Here is an 18703-nt window from a genome sequence, read left to right as displayed (position 1 = left end):
AGCGCCCTCAAGCCGTCCTGAGGCAGCCTGGGAAGAGGGAACCTACAGGCCCGAAACCCGCCGGGCAGCCGGATCTTCCCTCGGGTTGAACTTCAGCACGTCGTCCAGGGCCAGGGTTCCCGTGGGCTGGTCTTCCTCTTCCAGCAGGTACAGGCGCTGGATTCCGATCACAATGGAATCGGCAACCGTCTGGCGGAAGACTGGATCGGCGAGGCGCTCGGCGTCGTGCGCGTTGCTGAGATAACCCAGATCAAGCCCGACGGACGGCACACCCGGCACTTTCAAGGTGTCCCAGGTGCGGGCGTGGACACCCAGATTGTCCAGGTCGGTGCGGGCGCCCAGCTCCTTCATCAGGAGGATGGCTGCACGGTGGCCGATGGGGGAGCGCGCCTCTCCGGTGCCGGGAAGACCCCAGTAATAGGCGGCCATGCCGGAGGCTGCCTGCTGGTCCAGCCAGTCGCAGTGGATGTCCAGGTTCAGGCTGGGCGGGTTCCGCCGCGACCCTGCCTCCCGCATCGGCTCGCGCTGCTGCGGCACCAGCAGGGCACCGAATTCCCGCAGGATGCGTTCCACGCGCCCCGCGATGTCCGTGGTGACCAGCTGCTCGGTCAGCGGATCCCCGCTGAGCCGCTCGGCGGCATGCGGGGACTCAAGCCGGGAACGGCCGATGTTCACCGAAATGACGCGCCCGCGCAGGGCTGCGGTGGAACGGTCCAGCCGTTCGTAGTCACGCAGGGCGAAGGCCTGGCTGGGAGTGATGGCACGGTTCACCCGGGACATGGAGCGCATGGTGTCGCCGTCGCATACCCCGCTGCCCGGCAGGCCGAGGTTCTGCTGCAGTTCGGCTACTGCATAGCGGGTACGCACGCCGAAACTGCCGTCGATATGGCCGTAGTAGAAACCCAGATGCGACAAATGACGCTGCAGTTCAGCGACGTCGTCGCCCCGCAGCTGCGCACCCTCGACGTAGTTCAGGGTGCGGTCCCCGAACCGGAACTGTGCTTCGGAAAGCGCGCGCTGCGTATCCGGCCCGGCGACCCCGTCAACAATCAGGCCGCGGCTTTGCTGGAAAGCGCGGACCGCGGCGTCGACGTGGTCATCGAAAATGGTCGGATCGTTTACGGCGTCCGGTGCCAGGTAGGACAGGGTGACGCCGGCGCGCAGCAACGCTTCACGAAGCGCCACCACACGCCGGCTGGCATCCAGCCTCCGCAGGCTTTCAGCATGCACAGTCATTGATATTTACTTCAGGAAGGCCGCGAATTCCTGCTCCAGGACCTGCTTCGGCTTGGCGCCGATGGAAGTCGCCGCAACCTCACCGCCCTGGAACACGTAAACCGCCGGGATGGACGTGATGCCGTACTGGGCGGCGATCGCGGGGTTTTCGTCCACGTTGACCTTCACCACGTCGACCTTGTCGCTGTACTGTGCGGCAATGTCGTCGAGGATGGGGGACAGCATGCGGCAGGGGCCGCACCATTCGGCCCAGAAGTCCACGATGACGGGCTTCTCGGCGGTCAGGACATCGGTACCGAAGGAAGCGTCGGTTACTGCTTTGGCACTGCTCATTTTTGCTCTCCTAACAAAGAACGGAAATTAAAGGGCGGCGTGTTCGGAAACAGATTCGGACGCCGGGGTGGGGACCTCCGCGGCCGTGGCAACGGAGTCGCCCAGATCGGCGAGGTAGTGCTCGACGTCGACGGCGGCCACGCAGCCGGAGCCGGAGGCCGTGATGGCCTGCCGGTACGTCGGGTCGATGACGTCGCCTGCCGCGAAAACGCCCGGCAGCGAGGTCTTCGAGGTGCGGCCGAGGACGGCGATGGTGCCTTCCTCGGTGAGTTCCAGCTGGCCGCGTACGAGGTCCACCCGGGGGTCGTTGCCGATGGCCACGAACACGCCCGTGACGGGAAGCTCCGACTCGGAGCCGTCCTTGGTGTTGCGCAGCACGAGGCCGGTGACCTTGTCCTCGCCGCGGATGGCAGCTACTTCAGAATCCCAGGCAAAGCGGATCTTCTCATGCGACAGGGCGCGCTCCTGCATGATCTTGGAGGCACGCAGGCTGTCCCGGCGGTGGACCACCGTCACCGAAGAGGCGAACTTGGTGAGGAACAGGGCCTCCTCCAGAGCGGAGTCGCCGCCGCCTACGACAGCAATGTCCTGGCCCTTGAAGAAGAAGCCGTCACACGTTGCGCACCAGCTCACGCCGCGGCCGGAGAGGCGCTTTTCGTCCGGCAGGCCAAGTTCCCGGTAAGCGGAACCGGTGGAAATGATGATGGCCCGGGCACGGAAGGTTTCACCGGTACCGATGGTGACCGTCTTGATGTCGCCGTCGAGCCTGACCTCGGTGACGTCCTCGAAAAGGATTTCCGTTCCGAAACGTGCTGCCTGCTTTTCGAAGTTCGCCATCAGGTCCGGACCCATGATTCCTTCGGGGAACCCGGGGAAGTTCTCGACGTCCGTGGTGTTCATCAGCTCGCCGCCGGCGGTGACGGAGCCGGCGATCAGGAGCGGCTTCAGGTTGGCACGCGCTGCGTAGACTGCGGCGGTGTATCCGGAGGGGCCGGAGCCGACGATGATGACCTCGCGGACGTCGCCGGCAGAGGCAACGGGGTTTGCGGTGCTCACGGGGCGGTGAACCTCTTCCTTGTTGAACTAAAAATGCGAACCGAATATGCAGGGCCGATTCGACGAGTGGATCACCCTGCACAACCACTATCGTCTCCAGCTTATTCCGGCGGCGGTGGTGCTTCGGTCGCGGCCGGGCGGCCGCGACCGAAGCGCAGAGTCAGGACACGCCGATTTCGGCGATCCTCAGGCCCCAGGGGTACGCGGCCTGTACGCCGCTCAGGCGGGGCAGCTGCGTGAAGTTGATAATCACGTACCGGGCGGAGGCAGCCTGATCATCCGTTTTGGGCACCGGAATGCTGGTGGTGGGGCCGGTGAAGCCGCTCTGGGCCACCGACGTCGCCCCCTCCAGATCCGGGGTGTCGTTGAGCATCACGGAGAAGCTGCCGCCCGTGCCGTTCAGCTGGGTGATGTTCACCTCATTGACTGCCGATTCAGCGCCCAGGTCCACTACCAGGGCAAGGCTCGGTGCGAGTCCGCCGAAGGTGTCGCTGGCGTACACATAGCTGGACCAGTAGGAGGACGGATTGCCGTCGATGATCTGCGGCAGGGCGCCGTCGCTGGCAGAATCGAGCTGCGGGTTTCCCGGAACGACGCGGGTGATGCCGGCAATTTCCGCCGCCGGAGCCGGCGCGGGTGCCGCTTCGCTCGCGTCCGGGGCTGCCGGTGCGGCTTCCTGCGTCGGAGCGGTTGAAGCTTCCGCCTCCTGGCCGGACGCGAACATGTCCCCCATTTTGCCCAGCTGGGAGAGCGCGAGAACCACGGCCAGGACGAGCACGAGGCTCAGGACCGCACCAATGAGCACGCGGCCGGACTTGCGGTTCGGCCTGTCCGTGGCACTGTCGTCGTCGTAGTCTTCGTCCGCATTGCCGTAGGCGTCGCTGTCGGAGGCGTAGCCGTCGTCCTCATAGTTGCCTGCGGCCAGGGCGGACTTGGGGAAAGTCGACGCCGAACGCGCGCCGCGTTCCGGAACCGGCACCTCCCGGGCTTCCTCGTCCTCTTCCCACTTGGTGACCTTGGCCGCCGCGGGCTGCTTGGGCCGGGTGGCCGGTGCCGGGGGAACATTGGCACCTCCGGTGGCTGCTTCCGCAGGTTCACCGGCGGCATCCCCGAACTCGAGATCGCGTTCCGCAGCGGCGGACCCGGCCCCGGCGACCGCGCCGGCCGCCGCGCCGTTCCGGCCGAACCGCGGCAACTTGGGCTTGTGGATGCCGGAGAGCAGCGGCTTGCGGGGCTCCCGCTCCTCATGCTCTTCGTAGCGGTCTTCCCCATCGGTTTCAGGCTCACGGGAGCGGGGCATACCGAAGATTTCCGAGCCCAGGGTGTCGGTGAAGAACGGCTCTACATAGGGGGCATCCCGCTCGATCACGAGATCCAGCAGATCCGCAGCATTGGCATCGTTCGTGACCAGATAGGTGCGGCCGTCACTGACCCCCAGATCGAGCACCTGAACGTTGCCGTAGCGTTCACCGGTGGCGATTTCACGGGCGCTTGCCGAGACCTGGCTGGCGTTCACGGGGGCGGCTACGAGGATGCTGACGGAACGGTTGAGGACCTGGTCCACACCGTCGAGCACCAGATCCTGCTCCGCTGAGGCGAGTACCCGGGCTGTCACCTTGTAACGGCCGCCCAGTACTGAACCGACGTCTACCGACTGTGGCACGTGTTCCTCCCATGAAAACGGCAATAAGACTGCGTCAGGATTATCTGACTCTGCGTATCTGACCATGCATACTTGGATCTTTGTTCACGGACACGGAACACGGCCGGCTGCCGCAGCCCTGAACTGCCTGCTGTGTTCCCATGCTACCTGTGACTTCTCAGAATGCCGGAGCAGGCACTTTAGGGAGTTCGGCGGAGTTTGGCAAGGAGCGGCCGGAGGAACGCATCGAGCTCCTGCACCTTCAGCACACGCAGCATCAGGTAGTACACCACGGCCATAAGACCGCCGCAGACCACCATGGTGACGGTGGCTGACGGGACCGACTGCCAGGCAAAGCCTCCGGTCGAGTATCCGCCCAGCAGGGCAAGCCCTGCGGAACCGACGGCCCCCGCAGCAAGGGCCGCAACCACCAGACGGACGTGCACGTCAAAGACCCTGGCTCCGCCGTAGTCCCCGAGGCTGCGCTTCAGGAAGATATGGCTCACGATGACGGCGGCAATGTTGCCTACTGAATAGGCTCCGGCCAGGGCAAAGACGATCTTGTCAGCAGGCAGGGTGGCCGCGGCCAGGGCCAGGCCGATGCCGAGGGCCGAGAGGATGACCTGCATGATCAGCGGGGTCCGGCCGTCCTCGTTGGCGTAGAAGGCGCGGTTCATCAGGAACGTGGCGCTGAGGAAGGGGGCAGTAACAGCCAGCAGCACCAGCACCTGGGCCTGCAGGGCGGCCGAGACATTCGACCCGCCGCTGAACCAGATACTGATCGGTCCGGCCAGGACAATCAGCACGGCGGAACAAAAGACGGTGGCCACACCGATTGCCCGCAGCCCCTGCGAGAGGGTTTCCCGGACGCCGTCGTAGTCCTTTTCCGCGTAGGCGTGGGACATGTTGTTGAACAGCACGGTGGCGAGTGACAGCGTGATGACCGAGTGCGGAATGATGTACAGCATCGACGCCGTCTCGAGGTTCAGGTGGCCGGCGATCTCCTGGCCCATGGCCTGGTATTCGGGCCGGGCCTTGGACGCAATCGTGGCCACATGCGTGTAGACCAGGTACGCGCCGTTGCCGATCAGCATGGTGATGATGGTCCACTTGGCCACCTTGCCGGTCTGCCGCAGCCCCACGCCCCGCAGCCCGAAGGACGGCCGCAGTCCCAGTCCGAGCCGGCGCAGGGGAAACAGGAGTACGGCGGCCTGCAGCACGATGCCCAGGGTGGTGCTGCCGGCGAGGATAAGGGTGGCCTGACCGGTCCAGGTGTCCGGGGAGAACGACGACGTCTCCTCCCTGCCGATGAAGGTGATGAAGACGAGCAGGCCGGCGATTGCCACGATGTTGTTGACCACGGGCGCCCACATATAGGCACCGAACCTGCCGTTGGCGTTGAGGATCTGCCCGATCACTGCATAGGCGCCGTAGAAGAAGATCTGCGGGAACAGCCAGTACGCGAACGTGGTGGCCAGCGGCAGCTGTTCCGGGCTCAGCGACAGGACGAAGTCCAGGATCGGCCGCGCCAGGAGGGTGGCGGCAAGGGCAATGCCTGCCAGCAGCATGAGGCTCAGGGTCAGGATCCGGGAGACATACTCCGTCCCGCGGTCTTCCTGCTTGCTTGCCTTGATGATCTGCGGAACCAGCACCGCGTTGAAGACGCCGCCGGCCACCATCAGGTAGATGAAGTTGGGCAGCACGTTCGCGGAGCTGAAGATGTCTGTGACGAGCCCGGTGTTTCCGATGGCAATTGCCAACAGTGCGGTGCGGACCAATCCTAGGACGCGGGAAACGAGTGTTCCGGCTGCCATCACGGCGCTCGAACGCGCGGTACTGGGGGCTATGTTCTTTTCGGCCATCGTGACCCTATGTTCTCACCTCGGGTCCGGATTGCCTCAACCGGCGCCGGGGCGGGTCAGAGGTAGCGGGGGAGGATCTCGCGGGCGAGGTCCGCGATGCGGCGCTCGTTGGGGAAGGAGAGTCTCCGGCCGAGTTCTGCCAACGGAACCCAGGCAACATCCACGGCCTCATGGTCCGGATCGTTTTCGATGGTCAGGTGCCCGCCGCAGGCCTCGAGAAGGAAGTGATGGACCGTCTTATGCACGCGGTGCCCGCTGACCGTGAACCAGTAGTCAATGCTGCCCAGCGCCGTGAGGATGCGGCCGTCAATGCCGGTTTCCTCAGCGATTTCCCGGATGGCAGCGGCCTGGTTGTCTTCGTCGTTTTCGGGATGGCCCTTCGGCAGGCACCATTCCAGCCGCCCGCCGCGGTTCAGGCGGGCGATGATGGCGACCTGCAGCTGCCCGGTGGAGGTGTCCACCACAATCCCGCCGGCGGACACTTCCTCGACCGTGGGGAGGGGCGCATGTACCGAATGCGCACCGGCGCCGCCCATTGACGCTGTCAACGGGGTCCGCTTGGGGGCGCTCGGTACGGGATGGGCCATACTCCCACTGTAACGATCTTTGCCCGGCGATGATGACTGTTATCCGGGCTGCCGGGGAGGAAGCGGGAACCCTCGGCGTGTCCGCCCGTCGGCGAAGCCCTGTTGTCGGTCTTCGCTGTTTTATCTGGCAGGCTTAAAGCACTATGGTGCACCTTTTTGATAGTTCGGCCTTGAACTCCCCGTTACCCGACGTGATCCCGGACCTCGGTGCGCGTTTCGAGGATGCCGGGTACGAGCTTTCGCTCGTTGGCGGTCCCGTCCGCGACCTGTTCCTGGGCAGGGTTTCCCCCGACCTGGATTTCACCACCAACGCGCGCCCGGACGACATCATCCGGATCATCAAGGGCTGGGCCGACACCTACTGGGAGATCGGCCGGGAGTTCGGCACCATCGGCATGCGCAAGGACGGCTTCCAGGTGGAGGTCACGACCTACCGCGCCGATGCCTATGATCCCGACTCCCGCAAGCCCGCCGTGGCTTTCGGCGACAAGCTTGAAGACGACCTGTTCCGCCGTGACTTCACCATGAACGCGATGGCGCTGCGGCTGCCGTCCATGGAACTGGTGGATCCCTTCGGCGGAGCCCGCGACCTGCACGCCGGCATGGTGCGCACCCCGGGTGCGCCGTCGACGTCGTTCTCCGACGATCCGCTGCGCATGATGCGGGCCGCCCGCTTCGCCTCCCAGCTGGGCGTGGAAGTGGCACCGGATGTCTTTGAAGCGATGCGGGAGATGGCCGGACGGATCGGGATCATCTCCGCCGAACGGGTCCGGGATGAACTGACCAAGCTGATCTGCGGGAAGGCTCCATGGACCGGTGTGGACCTGCTGGTGGAGAGCGGTCTGGCCGACCACGTGCTGCCCGAGGTCTCGGCCCTTCGGCTGGAGATCGACGAGCACCACCGGCACAAGGACGTGTACCAGCACTCGCTGACGGTGCTCCGCCAGGCCTGCGAGCTGGAAACCGGCAGCGAGGGTCCGGTGCCGGCGCCGGACTTCGTCCTGCGTTTCGCTGCCCTGATGCACGACGTCGGCAAGCCGGCCACGCGGCGTTTCGAGCCAAACGGCTCCGTCAGTTTCCTTCACCACGACGGCGTGGGCGCCAAGCTCACTGCCAAGCGCATGAAGGCCCTGCGGTTCGACAATGACACCATCAAGGCCGTCGCCCGGCTGGTGGAGCTGCACATGCGCTTCTACGGGTACGGCGACGCGGGCTGGACCGACTCGGCGGTGCGGCGGTACGTGAACGACGCCGGGCCGCTGCTGCAGCGCCTGCACCGCCTCACGCGCTCCGACGTGACCACCCGCAACCGGCGCAAGGCCGAGCGGCTGGCCTTCGCCTATGACGACCTGGAACAGCGGATTGCCGCCCTGGCGGAGCAGGAGGAGCTGGCCGCCATCCGCCCGGACCTGGACGGCGAGCAGATCATGGCCCTGCTGCAGATCCGGCCTGGCCCGGTGGTGGGACGCGCGTACCGGTTCCTGCTCGAGGAACGGATGGAGAACGGACCCCGCAGCGAGGAGGAAACAGCGCAGCTGCTCCGCGCCTGGTGGGCCGAGCAGCCCGAAAACCCGGTTGCCGCCGGTGGCACAACACCTGATACAACGGAAAAGGAACCCTCCGGGGAACCGGAATCACCCGGGACGAACGAGAAGGACAGCAAATGAGCAACGGGGAAAACTTCGGACCGGCAGTTCCGGACCTGACTCCCTCCGGAACCCGGCTGCCCCGTCTCTGGCTGCTGCGCCACGGTGAGACCGAATGGTCCCGTGAAGGCAACTACACCGGCCTCACGGACATTCCGCTGACCCCGGAGGGCGAGGCGCAGGCCGTAGCCGCCCGTGAGAAGATCGGCCCGGTGGCGTTCGACCGGGTGCTCTCCTCCCCGCTGATCCGTGCCCGCCGCACCGCGGAACTGGTCGGCTACCCTGACCCCGAGGTGGTTCCGCATGCCCACGAATGGGACTACGGCGACAACGAGGGCCGCAACAGCCGCCAGGTCCGCGCCGAGAATCCGGGTTACCTGATCTGGAAGGACGGTGTGCCCAACGGGGAAACCCTGGCCCAGGTGGCCGAACGGGCAGACCGCATCATCTCCTCCGTGCAGGCCGGCTCCGGAACTGAAATGGACCGCGATCCCGAGGCCGTGCCGGTGGAGAAAGTCCTCCTTGTGGCGCACGGCCATTTCCTGCGCATCCTGGCGGCCCGCTGGCTGGGTCTTCCTCCCGAGATGGGTCGGCATTTCGCCTTGAGCACCGCGGCGGTCTGCACCCTCGGCTGGGATAAGCACACTCCTGCCGTTGTGGGTTGGAACCTCTGACACTGCGGCAAGGAACGTTTCACCCCGCCCCGAAATAAAGTTTTTCCGGAATTTCTCTAAAAGGGCTTGGCAGCGTCCGGGTGCTTGTTGTACCTTTCTTTTGCGGGCACTTTGATGGTCCGCTTTAGACCGAACTGGATTCCCGTGTCCAGTACCCCGGGTACCGCAAACAGGAGGTGGAGATTGATGAACACTAATGGCATTCACATTGTTGGAACCGGTGGCAATGCCGGCGGCAATCTCCGGCCATCCTTCCCTCGGGTACCGTCTTCGGTCCTCTCGGGCTGGCTGTACGTTGATTCGCGGTTTACCGCGGCTGCAGGCCGGCCGGGCGTTCCAGCGTAGACGCTGCCGCCCCGGCAAAGCCGCCCAGCGCCTCCGGTGCAGGCATCACGCACAACTTCTCCGGCACTAGACCCTCGGCGCCGCTCCTCCCAGGGAGCCGCCCGGCGGCGCCGGGGTTTATGTGCTGTCCAGCAGCCGGCATTCCCCTTGAATCGTGCCGTCCCGTCATGGTCGGGTATTTCCCGCAAATCGCCTTGACGTAATTACTGACGCCATTCTAGAGGGGCTTTCCGCATCATTTTAGATGCTTTGTTTACCTCCTTATTCTTTTGTGCCCTTTTCCGGGCCATTCCTGTCGGAGATTCCAGTGCCTGAATACCCCCAGCCCAATACGACCCTGCCCAAAAAAACCCTTACCGATCCCGGATTCCGGACCGGACTGCCCAAGGATGCCGCCGGCAACGATGTGCAGCTGCTGCCTCCGGCCCGGCCTCCGGAACAACCCGCTCCGGTCCTGCGACGAGCCGCCAAGGGGGTGTACTTCATGCTCAAGCGCCTGCGAAGCTCCTACCTCCGCTCCAGTGCCGTCCACGACGCCCGGTTGGATGCGGCCCTGAACGGTGAACAGGGTTACCTGCTCCTGCACTACTTCCATTCGGTTAAGTGATTCCGGGCCTGACCCGGAACGGTTCGACGGGTTCTGCCCGGCACCTCCGCGAGGTGCCGGGCAGAACCGCCTCCGGGGCATGGGCCAGGGCTGATGCGGAAGTGTTCCAGCCGACAGGAAACAAAGCTCAGGCGCGCGGCGTTATAAAGTCGATAGAGAAGATTTCGGTAAGGAAGGGAGCAAGGTGCCCCAGGTCAAGCGTGTGGCCATGCTCTCCCTCCATACCTCCCCGCTTGAACAGCCAGGCTCCGGCGACGCCGGCGGAATGAACGTGTACGTCCGCTCGGTAGCCCTCGAACTGGCGCGCGGCGGCACCGAGGTCGAGATCTTCACCCGTGCCACCGACCCGCTGCAGACTGCCGACGTGGAGCTGGTGCCGGGAGTGACCGTCCGCCACGTCACCGCGGGTCCGGCCCGCAAGATGCCCAAGGAACAGCTGCCCTATCTGGACCTGGCCTCTGCAGTGGCCGAAGCGCAGCCGTTTTTGCTCGACGGCGGGTTCGACGTTGTCCACTCGCACTACTGGGTCTCCGGTACGGCAGGCTTGTCCGTCGCGCAGCAGTGGGACCTCCCGCTGGTCCACACCATGCACACCATGGCCCGCGTCAAGAACCTCCAGGCCCAGCCGGGCGAGGCCGCCGAACCGCAGATCCGGATCGACGGCGAACAGCAGGTGGTGCTCGGGGCCACCCGCCTGATTGCCAACACCAGCACCGAGGCCGCCGAACTGGAAACGCTCTACGGCGCCGATCCGGCCGCCGTGGATGTGGTGGCGCCCGGTGTGGACCTGAATGTGTTTTCTCCCCGGGGCAGGCCCGGGGTGCAGGCCGGCCTGGGGTTCCTGCCCGACGTTTTCCACGTTGTCTTCGCCGGCCGGATCCAGCGACTCAAAGGCCCCCAGGTGCTGGTCGAGGCGGCCGCCGAGCTGCGCCGCCGCCGTCCGGACATTCCCCTGCGCGTCAGCATCCTCGGCGCCGGCAGCGGCTCCTCCGTGCTGGACCTGGTACCGCTTGTGCGCCGCCTTGGCCTGCAGGACACAGTGTCCCTGCGGCCTCCGGTGGAACCGCACCAGCTTGCAGACTGGTTCCGTGCCGCCGACGTCGTTGCCGTGCCTTCGTTCAGCGAATCGTTTGGCCTGGTGGCCCTGGAAGCCCAGGCCTGCGGAACTCCCGTCCTGGCTGCGAACGTGGGCGGGCTGCCCAAGGCCGTGCGCAACGGTCGAAGCGGCGTCCTTGTTGACGGCCATGCTCCCGGCCGGTGGGCCGCTGAACTGGAGGCACTCTACGACGGCACCGACCGCCGTCGTGCGCTCGGAGAAGGCGCGGCTGCCCATGCCCAGGCGTTCGGCTGGCGCCGGACAGCCATGCTGACGGCGGAAAGCTACCGGGAGGCAGCGGACCAGTTCGCCAGCCGCTCGGTGCGCAAGTAGGCCGAAGCAGCCCCCGCGGTCCGGCACTGCTGGTAGCTTGGCTTCCAACCAGCGACCAGCAGCCGTCCAGCGAATCCGTTGACGGCACAGCGGAAGGAACGCAGACCATGGGTATCAGTGCCGATATGCCCTCGGACCTCGAAATTTCCCGGGCGGCCCGCCTGCTGCCGATCACGGAGATTGCCCGCGCCGCGTCGATTCCCGACGCCGCCCTGGAATCCTACGGACGGTACAAGGCGAAAATCGATCCGGCGCTCCTGCGGGAGGATTCGGTCCGCGGCCGGGTGGTCCTGGTGACGGCCATGAGCCCCACGCCTGCCGGTGAAGGAAAATCAACTGTGACGGTGGGTTTGGCGGACGCCCTGCACCGGGCCGGGGAAAACGTGATGATTGCCTTGCGCGAGCCGTCCATGGGTCCGGTTCTCGGCATGAAGGGAGGCGCCACCGGCGGCGGCTATTCGCAGGTGGTGCCCATGGAGGACATCAACCTGCATTTCACCGGCGATTTCCACGCCATTACCTCGGCGAACAATGCACTGGCCGCACTGCTGGACAACCATATCTTCCAGGGCAACCAGCTGGGCCTGGATCCGCGGCGCATCACCATCAAACGCGTCCTGGACATGAATGACCGCGCCCTGCGCGAGGTCGTCATCGGCCTTGGCGGACCGGCCCAGGGCGTGCCGCGGCAGGACGGCTTCGACATCACCGTGGCCTCGGAGGTGATGGCTGTTTTCTGCCTCGCCCGGAACCTGGCGGACCTCACCGAACGCCTGTCCCGGATCACCGTCGGGTACACCTACGACCGGCGGCCCGTCACCGTTGCCGATCTCGGCGCGCAGGGCGCCATGACGCTGCTGCTGCGCGACGCACTGAAACCGAACCTGGTGCAGACCCTGGCCGGAACCCCGGCCCTCGTCCACGGCGGGCCGTTCGCCAACATCGCGCACGGCTGCAATTCGGTCATTGCCACGTCCGCTGCCCTCCGGCTGGCCGATCTCGTTGTGACGGAAGCCGGATTCGGGGCGGACCTCGGAGCGGAGAAGTACCTGGACATCAAGTCCCGGGTGGCGGATGTCGCCCCGGACGCCATAGTGGTGGTGGCCACCGTCCGGGCACTGAAGATGCACGGGGGCGTGCCCAGGACCGGGCTGGCGGCGGAGAACCTTCCGGCGCTGCAGGCCGGCGTCGTCAACCTGCACCGGCACCTGGAGAACGTCCGCCGGTTCGGGATCAACCCCGTGGTGGCGGTCAACCGCTTCAGCACCGATACGGACGCCGAACTGCGCTGGCTGATGGACTGGTGCGCCGAGCAGGGCGTCAGCGCCGCGGTGGCCGAGGTGTGGGCGCACGGCGGCGGCGGTCCGGGCGGCGATGACCTGGCGGCGGCGGTGCTCCGGGCCCTGGAGCGGCCGGCGGACTTCCGGTTCCTCTATCCGGACGAGCTGCCGGTGGAACAGAAGATCCGGGCCGTGGCCCGGGAGATCTACGGTGCCGCCGACGTCGAATTTGCTCCGGCCGCGCTGCGCCGGCTGGAGGAAATCGCGGCGCGGGGCCTGGAGCACCTGCCGGTCTGCATGGCCAAGACGCCGTACTCCTTCTCCGACGACCCCGCGGCCCTGGGCGCGCCGTCGGGCTTCACCCTGCACGTGCGGGATCTGTCCATCAAGACCGGGGCCGGCTTCGTGGTGGCGCTGACCGGGGCGGTCATGACCATGCCGGGACTGCCCAGGGAGCCGGCGGCGCTGCGCATGGGCGTGGCCGCGGACGGGACGCCGAGCGGACTTATCTAGGATCCGCCCGGGGAGGGCCGGAGCGGCCCGGGTGGGCCGGAGCGGCCCGGGTGGGCCGGAGCGGTCCGGATACGGCAAGGCCCCCGGTCCCGGAGCGTTCCGGGGACGGGGGCCTTGTGCTGCCGGGGTCTTAGCGCTCGACCTCGCCGCGGATGAACTGCTCCACCTTTTCCTTGGCAATGTCGTCGTTGTACTGCTCCGGCGGAGACTTCATGAAGTAGCTCGAGGCCGAGAGGATGGGTCCGCCGACGCCGCGGTCCATGGCGATCTTGGCGGCGCGCACGGCATCGATGATGACACCGGCGGAGTTGGGGGAATCCCAGACCTCCAGCTTGTATTCCAGGGATACCGGAGCGTCGCCGAAGTTGCGGCCTTCGAGCCGGACAAAGGCCCACTTGCGGTCATCGAGCCAGGCAACGTAGTCCGACGGGCCGATGTGGACGTCGTCGGCCTTCAGCTCGGCGGAGGTGTTGGAGGTGACGGCCTGCGTCTTGGAGATCTTCTTTGACTCCAGGCGCTCGCGCTCAAGCATGTTCTTGAAGTCCATGTTGCCGCCGACGTTCAGCTGGTACGTGCGGTCCAGGACGACGCCGCGGTCCTCGAACAGCTTGGCCATCACGCGGTGCGTGATGGTGGCGCCGATCTGGCTCTTGATGTCGTCGCCGACAATCGGCACGCCGGCCGCGGTGAACTTGTCCGCCCATTCCTTGGTGCCGGCAATGAAAACTGGCAGCGCATTAACGAAGCCGACGCCGGCATCGATGGCGCACTGGGCATAGAACTTTGCCGCCTGCTCGGAACCCACCGGCAGGTAGCAGACCATAACGTCCACGGCGTTGTCCCGCAGGGCAGCAACAATATCCACCGGCGAGGCATCGGATTCGGTGATGGTTTCCCGGTAGTACTTGCCCAGCCCGTCCAGGGTGTGCCCGCGCTGCACCGTGATGCCGGTCTGCGGAACATCGGCAATCTTGATGGTGTTGTTTTCGCTTGCACCGATTGCGTCAGCCAGATCGAGGCCGACCTTCTTGCTGTCCACGTCGAAAGCGGCAACGAAATTCACGTCATTGACGTGGTAATCGCCGAACTTGACGTGCATCAGGCCTGGAACGGTTTCGTTGGGGTCGGCGCTTCGGTAGTACTGGACACCCTGCACCAGCGAAGCTGCGCAGTTTCCAACACCGACAATTGCCACCCGAATGGGATTCTCGGACACGGTTCTCCTTTGAAGAAAATGTTGAACGCCCGCCGCGGGCGCAGACAACCCCCATAGTCTACGTGCTTGCCGTCACATCGGCGGTTTGGGCCCGGTGCACCATGTCCGGGAAGCCGCGGCTGCCGGCCTTGCGGCCGTGCCGGAAGCTGCAGCTCACTGATGGATACTGGACCCATGCAGCCCAACTCCCGGCGCGGCCCGCAGCGCATTGTGGTGCCGTCCCGCAACGATCCGTTCCTGCGGAGGTTCACGGAAGGCATCGGCGGCCCGATGGGCCGCCACGCCGCGCCGGGCATTGTTTCCCCTGGATTCTTCACCGTGGAACGGGTGCTGATCCTGTTCACCGTCGTCGCCGCACTGCTGGCGGTCCTGGTCAAGACCCCCTGCCGCGCGGGCGGCTGGAACACTCCGGACCATTTTTACGCCGCCTGCTATTCGGACTGGCCGGAGCTCTTCCGCACCCGGGGACTGGCGGAAGGGGTCTTCCCGTTCCTCACGGAGGGCTCGTTCTTTGAGTATCCGGTCCTCCTGGGCCTTCTGGCCGGAGCCACCGCCCTGGTGGTACCCGGCGAGGGCGGCACCGCACTGAGATCCCTGCAGTATTTCGACGTCAACGCAGTGCTGGCCACGGCGGCGTGGATGGCCACGGTCATTGCCACCATGCGCCTGGCCGGCCGCCGGCCCTGGGATGCAGCCATGGTGGCTTTGGCCCCGGCGGCGATCCTGTCCGTGTTCATCAACTGGGACATTTTCGCCGTGATGCTTGCCACGCTGGGAATGCTGGCCTTTGCCCGGAACCGCCCGGTGGCGGCGGGAGTGCTGATTGGGCTGGGGACCGCGCTGAAGCTCTATCCGGTGCTGATCCTCGGCGCCGTGCTGGTGCTGGCACTGCGGACCCTGCGCCTGCGCCCGGCGCTGCTGGCCTTCGCGGCCGCGGCACTCACCTGGCTGGCGGTGAACCTCCCGTTTATGCTCCGGGACTACGAGTCCTGGCGTTTCTTCCTGACCTTCACGGGGGACCGCCCGGCCGGCTATTCCTCCGTCTGGTTCGCGTGGAACCTGACCGTGGAACGGGCCGGCGGAACCGGCGTCGGCGCGGAGTTCATCAACGTCTTCGCGTACCTGCTTTTCGCACTCGCGTGCGGAGGAATCGCCGTGCTGGCGCTGCGGGCCGGGCGCCGGCCGCGCCTGGCGCAGCTGGCGTTCCTGATCGTGGCGGCATTCATCCTCACCAACAAGGTCTACTCGCCGCAGTTTGTCCTCTGGCTTATTCCGCTCGTCGCCCTGGCCCGGCCGAGGTGGCTCGACTTCCTGATCTGGCAGTTCTTCGAGGTGATGCACTGGTGGGCCATCTGGATGTACCTCGCGAAGGAGACCTCCGGCGGCGCGGCCGAGAACAACCTCGATTCGCCCTACTACGTGCTGGCTGTGCTGGGCCACGTGCTGGCCACGGTCTATCTGATGTACCGGGTGGTGTCCGACATCCTGGAACCCGACGGCGACCCGGTGCGCCGGGGCGGCGTGGATGATCCGCAGGGCGGGCCGTTCGACGGTGCCCCCGACCGCTGGGCCCTGCGGCGGCGAAGGCCGGTATCCTTGGAAACGCATGCGGCCCCGGCGAAAGAAGCACAGTGACCCCCGTTCCATACCGTTCCGAGCAGCTCAGCCACGAGGAGTTCGAGGCGCTCGCCGCCGCGCACCCCGATGTGGTGATCCCGCTGGAGCAGACCCCCTACTGGGCTGATTTTGAGCGGAAGCTTGGCCGCAGCCCGTACGGCATCTGGGCCTATTACGACGGCGGCACACTGGTTGCGACGGCCAGCTACCTCCGCTCCGAACGGCGGCTGCGCCCGTCCCTGGTGGTCGTCAACGGCCCCACCTGGTTCACCACGCGCACGCACAACGCCGAAGCCCGGCTCGTGTCCACTGTGCAGGAACAGTTCCGGGCCGATCCCGCCGTGGACCCGCTGTACATCCGCATGCAGATCGCGCATCCGCAGCCGCCCGTCACCGGGCCGCTGGAACACGGCTGGTACGAACGCGAAATCGTCGTCGACCTGACCCCGGATACGGACGAGATCTTCGCGTCTTTCCGGTCCAACGCACGGAACCTGATCCGCAAGGCGGAGAAGCTGGGCGTCAAGGTCCAGACCATCGAGCGCGACCGCTGGGCCGAGGTGTTCCGCACCGAACTCTTCCCCATCATGCAGGAAACCGCCTCGCGGGACGGCTTCTCGAGCTTCGAGTCCGGCTTCTACGAAACCCTGCTCACCGAACTCGGTGACCATCTGCGCCTCATGGTGGCCTACATGGACGGCCAGCCGGTGTCCTGGCTCATCACCACGGAGTACCGCGGCTACTCCGTCTACTACTTCGCGGCCAGTTCGCACAGCGCCCGCAAGACCAACGCCCCCTACCTGCTGCTCTGGGAGGCCTTCAAGGTCCTCAAGGAGGCCGGCAACACCGCGTGCGGCCTCACCGGCATCGTCAGCGACAACTATCCGGGCCTGATCAACGTCACCACGTTTAAGCGGAACTTCTCCAAGACCGTGGTCACCATTCCCACCACCTATGACATTCCCCTGCATCCGCTCCGGTACGCTCTGGTGGCAAACGCCCTGAAACTGCGGCGGGAGGCGCCCGGGAAACTCCGCAGCTTCCCGGACTCCGCCAAGGGACTGGCGGGCCGGATCACCGGCCGGAGGGGCAAAGAGGCGGCTTAGTGAGCGATGTCAGTGTAGTCGGGGCCGGCCCGAACGGGCTCGCGGCGGCGGTCATCATGGCCCGCGCCGGCCTCACGGTCCGCGTGTTCGAAACCCGGTCCACGGTAGGCGGCGGCAGCCGCACCAAGGAACTGATGGAACCCGGCCACCTGCACGACATCTGCTCCGCAGTGCACCCCATGGCCCTGGCCTCTCCGTTCTTCCGCAGCTTCGGGCTGGACCGGCGGATCGACCTGGTGGTGCCGGAGATTTCCTACGCCTCCCCGCTCGACGGCGGACGTGCGGCACTGGCGTATAAGGACCTGGACCGGACCGTGGACGGGCTGGGACGCGACGGTGCCGCCTACCGGCGCCTGATGGCACCGCTGGTGAACCGCAGCGAGGCCGTCACCGACCTGCTGATGGGCTCCCTGCTGAGCGTTCCCCGGGATCCGGTTGCGCTAACCGCCTTCGGCCTGGCCGCCCTGGACCAGGGCACGCCCCTGTGGAACCGCCGGTTCGTGGAGGACGCCGCGCCGGCCCTGCTCTCCGGCGTCGCGGCGCACCCCGTCGGGAAAATGCCGTCGCTGCCTTCCGCAGGCGGCGGACTGATGCTGGGAACCCTGGCCCACTCCGTGGGCTGGCCAATCCCGGTAGGCGGTTCGCAGGCCATCGCCGACGCGATGGCCGATGACCTGCGGGCGCACGGCGGTGAGATCTCCACCGGGCACCGGATCATGTCCCTGGACGAGGTGGCCGATTCCCGGGCAGTCATTCTGGACGTGTCCCCCTCGGTGCTGCTGGAGCTGGGCGGGGACCGGCTGCCGCCGCGCTATGCCAAGGCCCTGGAGCGGTTCCGTTACGGGAACGCTGCGTGCAAGGTGGACTTCATCCTCTCCGGCCCGGTGCCGTGGGCGAACCCGGAGATGGCACGCACGGGAACGGCCCATCTGGGCGGCACGCGCGCCGAACTGGCTGCTGCCGAGGACGACGTTGCGTCCGGGCGGCATCCGCGCCGCCCCTACGTGCTGCTGTCCCAGCCCAGCGGCTTCGACCCCACCCGTGCCCCCGCGGGCCGGCACGTCCTGTGGTCCTACTGCCATGTGCCCGCAGGTTCCACGGCGGACATGACCGAAGCGGTCACGGCGCAGATTGAGCGGTTCGCCCCCGGATTCCGCGACGTCGTTGTCGACTCGCGGGTGACGACGGCGGCGGACCTGGAACAGTACAACGCCAACTATGTGGGCGGGGATTTCGGCGGCGGGGCCGTGACGCTGGCCCAGATGCTGATCCGCCCCGTCCTGTCGCCGAAACCGTGGCGCACTGCGGTTCCCGGTGTCTACCTCAGCTCCGCGTCCACCCCGCCGGGCCCCGGAGTACACGGCATGGGCGGCCTGCACGCGGCAAGCCTCGCCCTGAAGGACGTGTTCGGGCTGCCCGTGCCCCCGCTGGCCCCGTAGGAGACGGGCAGGGGACACCGCCACGCCTGCCGTCTGTGACCCACCCGATATCCCCGGTCCGGGGGCCGTTGGAAGATTGTGACCCGTGCCGCAAAACCTTGTATGTTATCGGGTA

Annotated in this window: 15 protein-coding genes; 8 read left to right on the top strand and 7 right to left on the bottom strand. The window is 66.4% G+C overall.

The annotated features are described in order from the left end of the window. Window positions 1–42: 42 nt before the first annotated feature. The 6 genes from NNX37_RS05515 to NNX37_RS05490 form a co-directional block, all read right to left on the bottom strand. Window positions 43–1236 carry a peptidoglycan-binding protein gene (locus tag NNX37_RS05515; RefSeq protein ID WP_255791303.1) on the bottom strand — a complete coding sequence of 398 codons (1194 nt, stop codon included), beginning with the start codon at window positions 1234–1236 and terminating at the stop codon, window positions 43–45. A 6-nt stretch (window positions 1237–1242) separates the two neighbouring features. Continuing rightward, a complete protein-coding gene (trxA, locus tag NNX37_RS05510) occupies window positions 1243–1569 on the bottom strand; it encodes a thioredoxin (RefSeq protein WP_255791302.1) in 327 nt (108 codons plus the stop codon). 27 nt (window positions 1570–1596) lie between these two features. Beyond that, complete coding sequence (gene trxB, locus NNX37_RS05505) at window positions 1597–2625, bottom strand: thioredoxin-disulfide reductase (protein WP_255791301.1); 1029 nt, start codon at window positions 2623–2625, stop codon at window positions 1597–1599. Window positions 2626–2785: 160 nt separating this feature from the next. Next, window positions 2786–4288 carry a discoidin domain-containing protein gene (locus NNX37_RS05500; RefSeq protein ID WP_255791300.1) on the bottom strand — a complete coding sequence of 501 codons (1503 nt, stop codon included), beginning with the start codon at window positions 4286–4288 and terminating at the stop codon, window positions 2786–2788. Between the two features lie 179 nt (window positions 4289–4467). Then, window positions 4468–6129: a murein biosynthesis integral membrane protein MurJ gene (murJ, locus tag NNX37_RS05495; protein WP_255791299.1), complete on the bottom strand. Its 1662-nt coding sequence runs from the start codon at window positions 6127–6129 to the stop codon at window positions 4468–4470. A 56-nt stretch (window positions 6130–6185) separates the two neighbouring features. After that, window positions 6186–6716 carry an NUDIX hydrolase gene (locus NNX37_RS05490; RefSeq protein ID WP_255791298.1) on the bottom strand — a complete coding sequence of 177 codons (531 nt, stop codon included), beginning with the start codon at window positions 6714–6716 and terminating at the stop codon, window positions 6186–6188. 143 nt (window positions 6717–6859) lie between these two features. On the opposite strand from NNX37_RS05490, the gene NNX37_RS05485 reads away from it, so the two are divergent. The 5 genes from NNX37_RS05485 (at window position 6860) to NNX37_RS05465 (ending at window position 13210) form a co-directional block, all read left to right on the top strand. Continuing rightward, window positions 6860–8383, top strand: a complete 1524-nt coding sequence (locus tag NNX37_RS05485; protein ID WP_255791297.1) for a CCA tRNA nucleotidyltransferase — start codon at window positions 6860–6862, stop codon at window positions 8381–8383. Continuing rightward, window positions 8380–9036 (top strand): histidine phosphatase family protein, encoded by a 657-nt coding sequence (locus tag NNX37_RS05480; RefSeq protein ID WP_255791296.1) that lies wholly within the window; start codon window positions 8380–8382, stop codon window positions 9034–9036. Before NNX37_RS05485 ends, NNX37_RS05480 begins: the two co-directional genes overlap by 4 nt. Before the next feature lie 652 nt (window positions 9037–9688). Further along, window positions 9689–9988, top strand: a complete 300-nt coding sequence (locus tag NNX37_RS05475) for a hypothetical protein (protein WP_255791295.1) — start codon at window positions 9689–9691, stop codon at window positions 9986–9988. Between the two features lie 184 nt (window positions 9989–10172). Next, window positions 10173–11417: a D-inositol-3-phosphate glycosyltransferase gene (mshA, locus tag NNX37_RS05470; protein WP_255791294.1), complete on the top strand. Its 1245-nt coding sequence runs from the start codon at window positions 10173–10175 to the stop codon at window positions 11415–11417. A 107-nt stretch (window positions 11418–11524) separates the two neighbouring features. Further along, the gene (locus NNX37_RS05465; RefSeq protein ID WP_304659131.1) at window positions 11525–13210 is read left to right on the top strand and encodes a formate--tetrahydrofolate ligase; all 1686 of its coding nucleotides are present in this window, start codon (window positions 11525–11527) and stop codon (window positions 13208–13210) included. Window positions 13211–13340: 130 nt separating this feature from the next. On the opposite strand, the gene NNX37_RS05460 is transcribed toward NNX37_RS05465, so the two are convergent. Continuing rightward, window positions 13341–14426, bottom strand: coding sequence for an inositol-3-phosphate synthase (locus NNX37_RS05460; RefSeq protein ID WP_255791293.1), 1086 nt, complete (start codon window positions 14424–14426; stop codon window positions 13341–13343). A 174-nt stretch (window positions 14427–14600) separates the two neighbouring features. Between NNX37_RS05460 and NNX37_RS05455 the strand changes: the two genes are divergently transcribed. From NNX37_RS05455 to NNX37_RS05445, 3 genes are read left to right on the top strand one after another with little or no spacing between them, the layout of a single operon-like run. Next, on the top strand, window positions 14601–16061 hold the full coding sequence (locus NNX37_RS05455) for a glycosyltransferase family 87 protein (protein WP_255791292.1): 1461 nt from the start codon (window positions 14601–14603) through the stop codon (window positions 16059–16061). Beyond that, window positions 16058–17149 carry a lipid II:glycine glycyltransferase FemX gene (locus NNX37_RS05450; RefSeq protein WP_255791291.1) on the top strand — a complete coding sequence of 364 codons (1092 nt, stop codon included), beginning with the start codon at window positions 16058–16060 and terminating at the stop codon, window positions 17147–17149. The genes NNX37_RS05455 and NNX37_RS05450 overlap by 4 nt, the downstream gene beginning before the upstream one ends. After that, the gene (locus tag NNX37_RS05445; protein ID WP_255791290.1) at window positions 17149–18588 is read left to right on the top strand and encodes a phytoene desaturase family protein; all 1440 of its coding nucleotides are present in this window, start codon (window positions 17149–17151) and stop codon (window positions 18586–18588) included. The genes NNX37_RS05450 and NNX37_RS05445 overlap by 1 nt, the downstream gene beginning before the upstream one ends. Window positions 18589–18703 lie beyond the last annotated feature (115 nt).

The organism is Arthrobacter zhaoxinii (assembly GCF_024385505.1).
GTDB lineage: Bacteria > Actinomycetota > Actinomycetes > Actinomycetales > Micrococcaceae > Arthrobacter_B > Arthrobacter_B zhaoxinii.
The sequence above is the reverse complement of the archived record's forward strand: the minus strand, read 5'-3'. Positions and strand labels throughout refer to the sequence as shown.

What these genes read in the sequence shown, in the direction of transcription:
- murJ (WP_255791299.1), bottom strand. Translation starts at nt 6,129, where the DNA reads ATGGCCGAAAAGAACATAGCCCCCAGTACCGCGCGTTCGAGCGCCGTG.
- NNX37_RS05465 (WP_304659131.1), top strand. Translation starts at nt 11,525, where the DNA reads ATGGGTATCAGTGCCGATATGCCCTCGGACCTCGAAATTTCCCGGGCG.
- NNX37_RS05480 (WP_255791296.1), top strand. Translation starts at nt 8,380, where the DNA reads ATGAGCAACGGGGAAAACTTCGGACCGGCAGTTCCGGACCTGACTCCC.
- trxA (WP_255791302.1), bottom strand. Translation starts at nt 1,569, where the DNA reads ATGAGCAGTGCCAAAGCAGTAACCGACGCTTCCTTCGGTACCGATGTC.
- NNX37_RS05515 (WP_255791303.1), bottom strand. Translation starts at nt 1,236, where the DNA reads ATGACTGTGCATGCTGAAAGCCTGCGGAGGCTGGATGCCAGCCGGCGT.
- NNX37_RS05455 (WP_255791292.1), top strand. Translation starts at nt 14,601, where the DNA reads ATGCAGCCCAACTCCCGGCGCGGCCCGCAGCGCATTGTGGTGCCGTCC.
- NNX37_RS05490 (WP_255791298.1), bottom strand. Translation starts at nt 6,716, where the DNA reads ATGGCCCATCCCGTACCGAGCGCCCCCAAGCGGACCCCGTTGACAGCG.
- NNX37_RS05485 (WP_255791297.1), top strand. Translation starts at nt 6,860, where the DNA reads ATGGTGCACCTTTTTGATAGTTCGGCCTTGAACTCCCCGTTACCCGAC.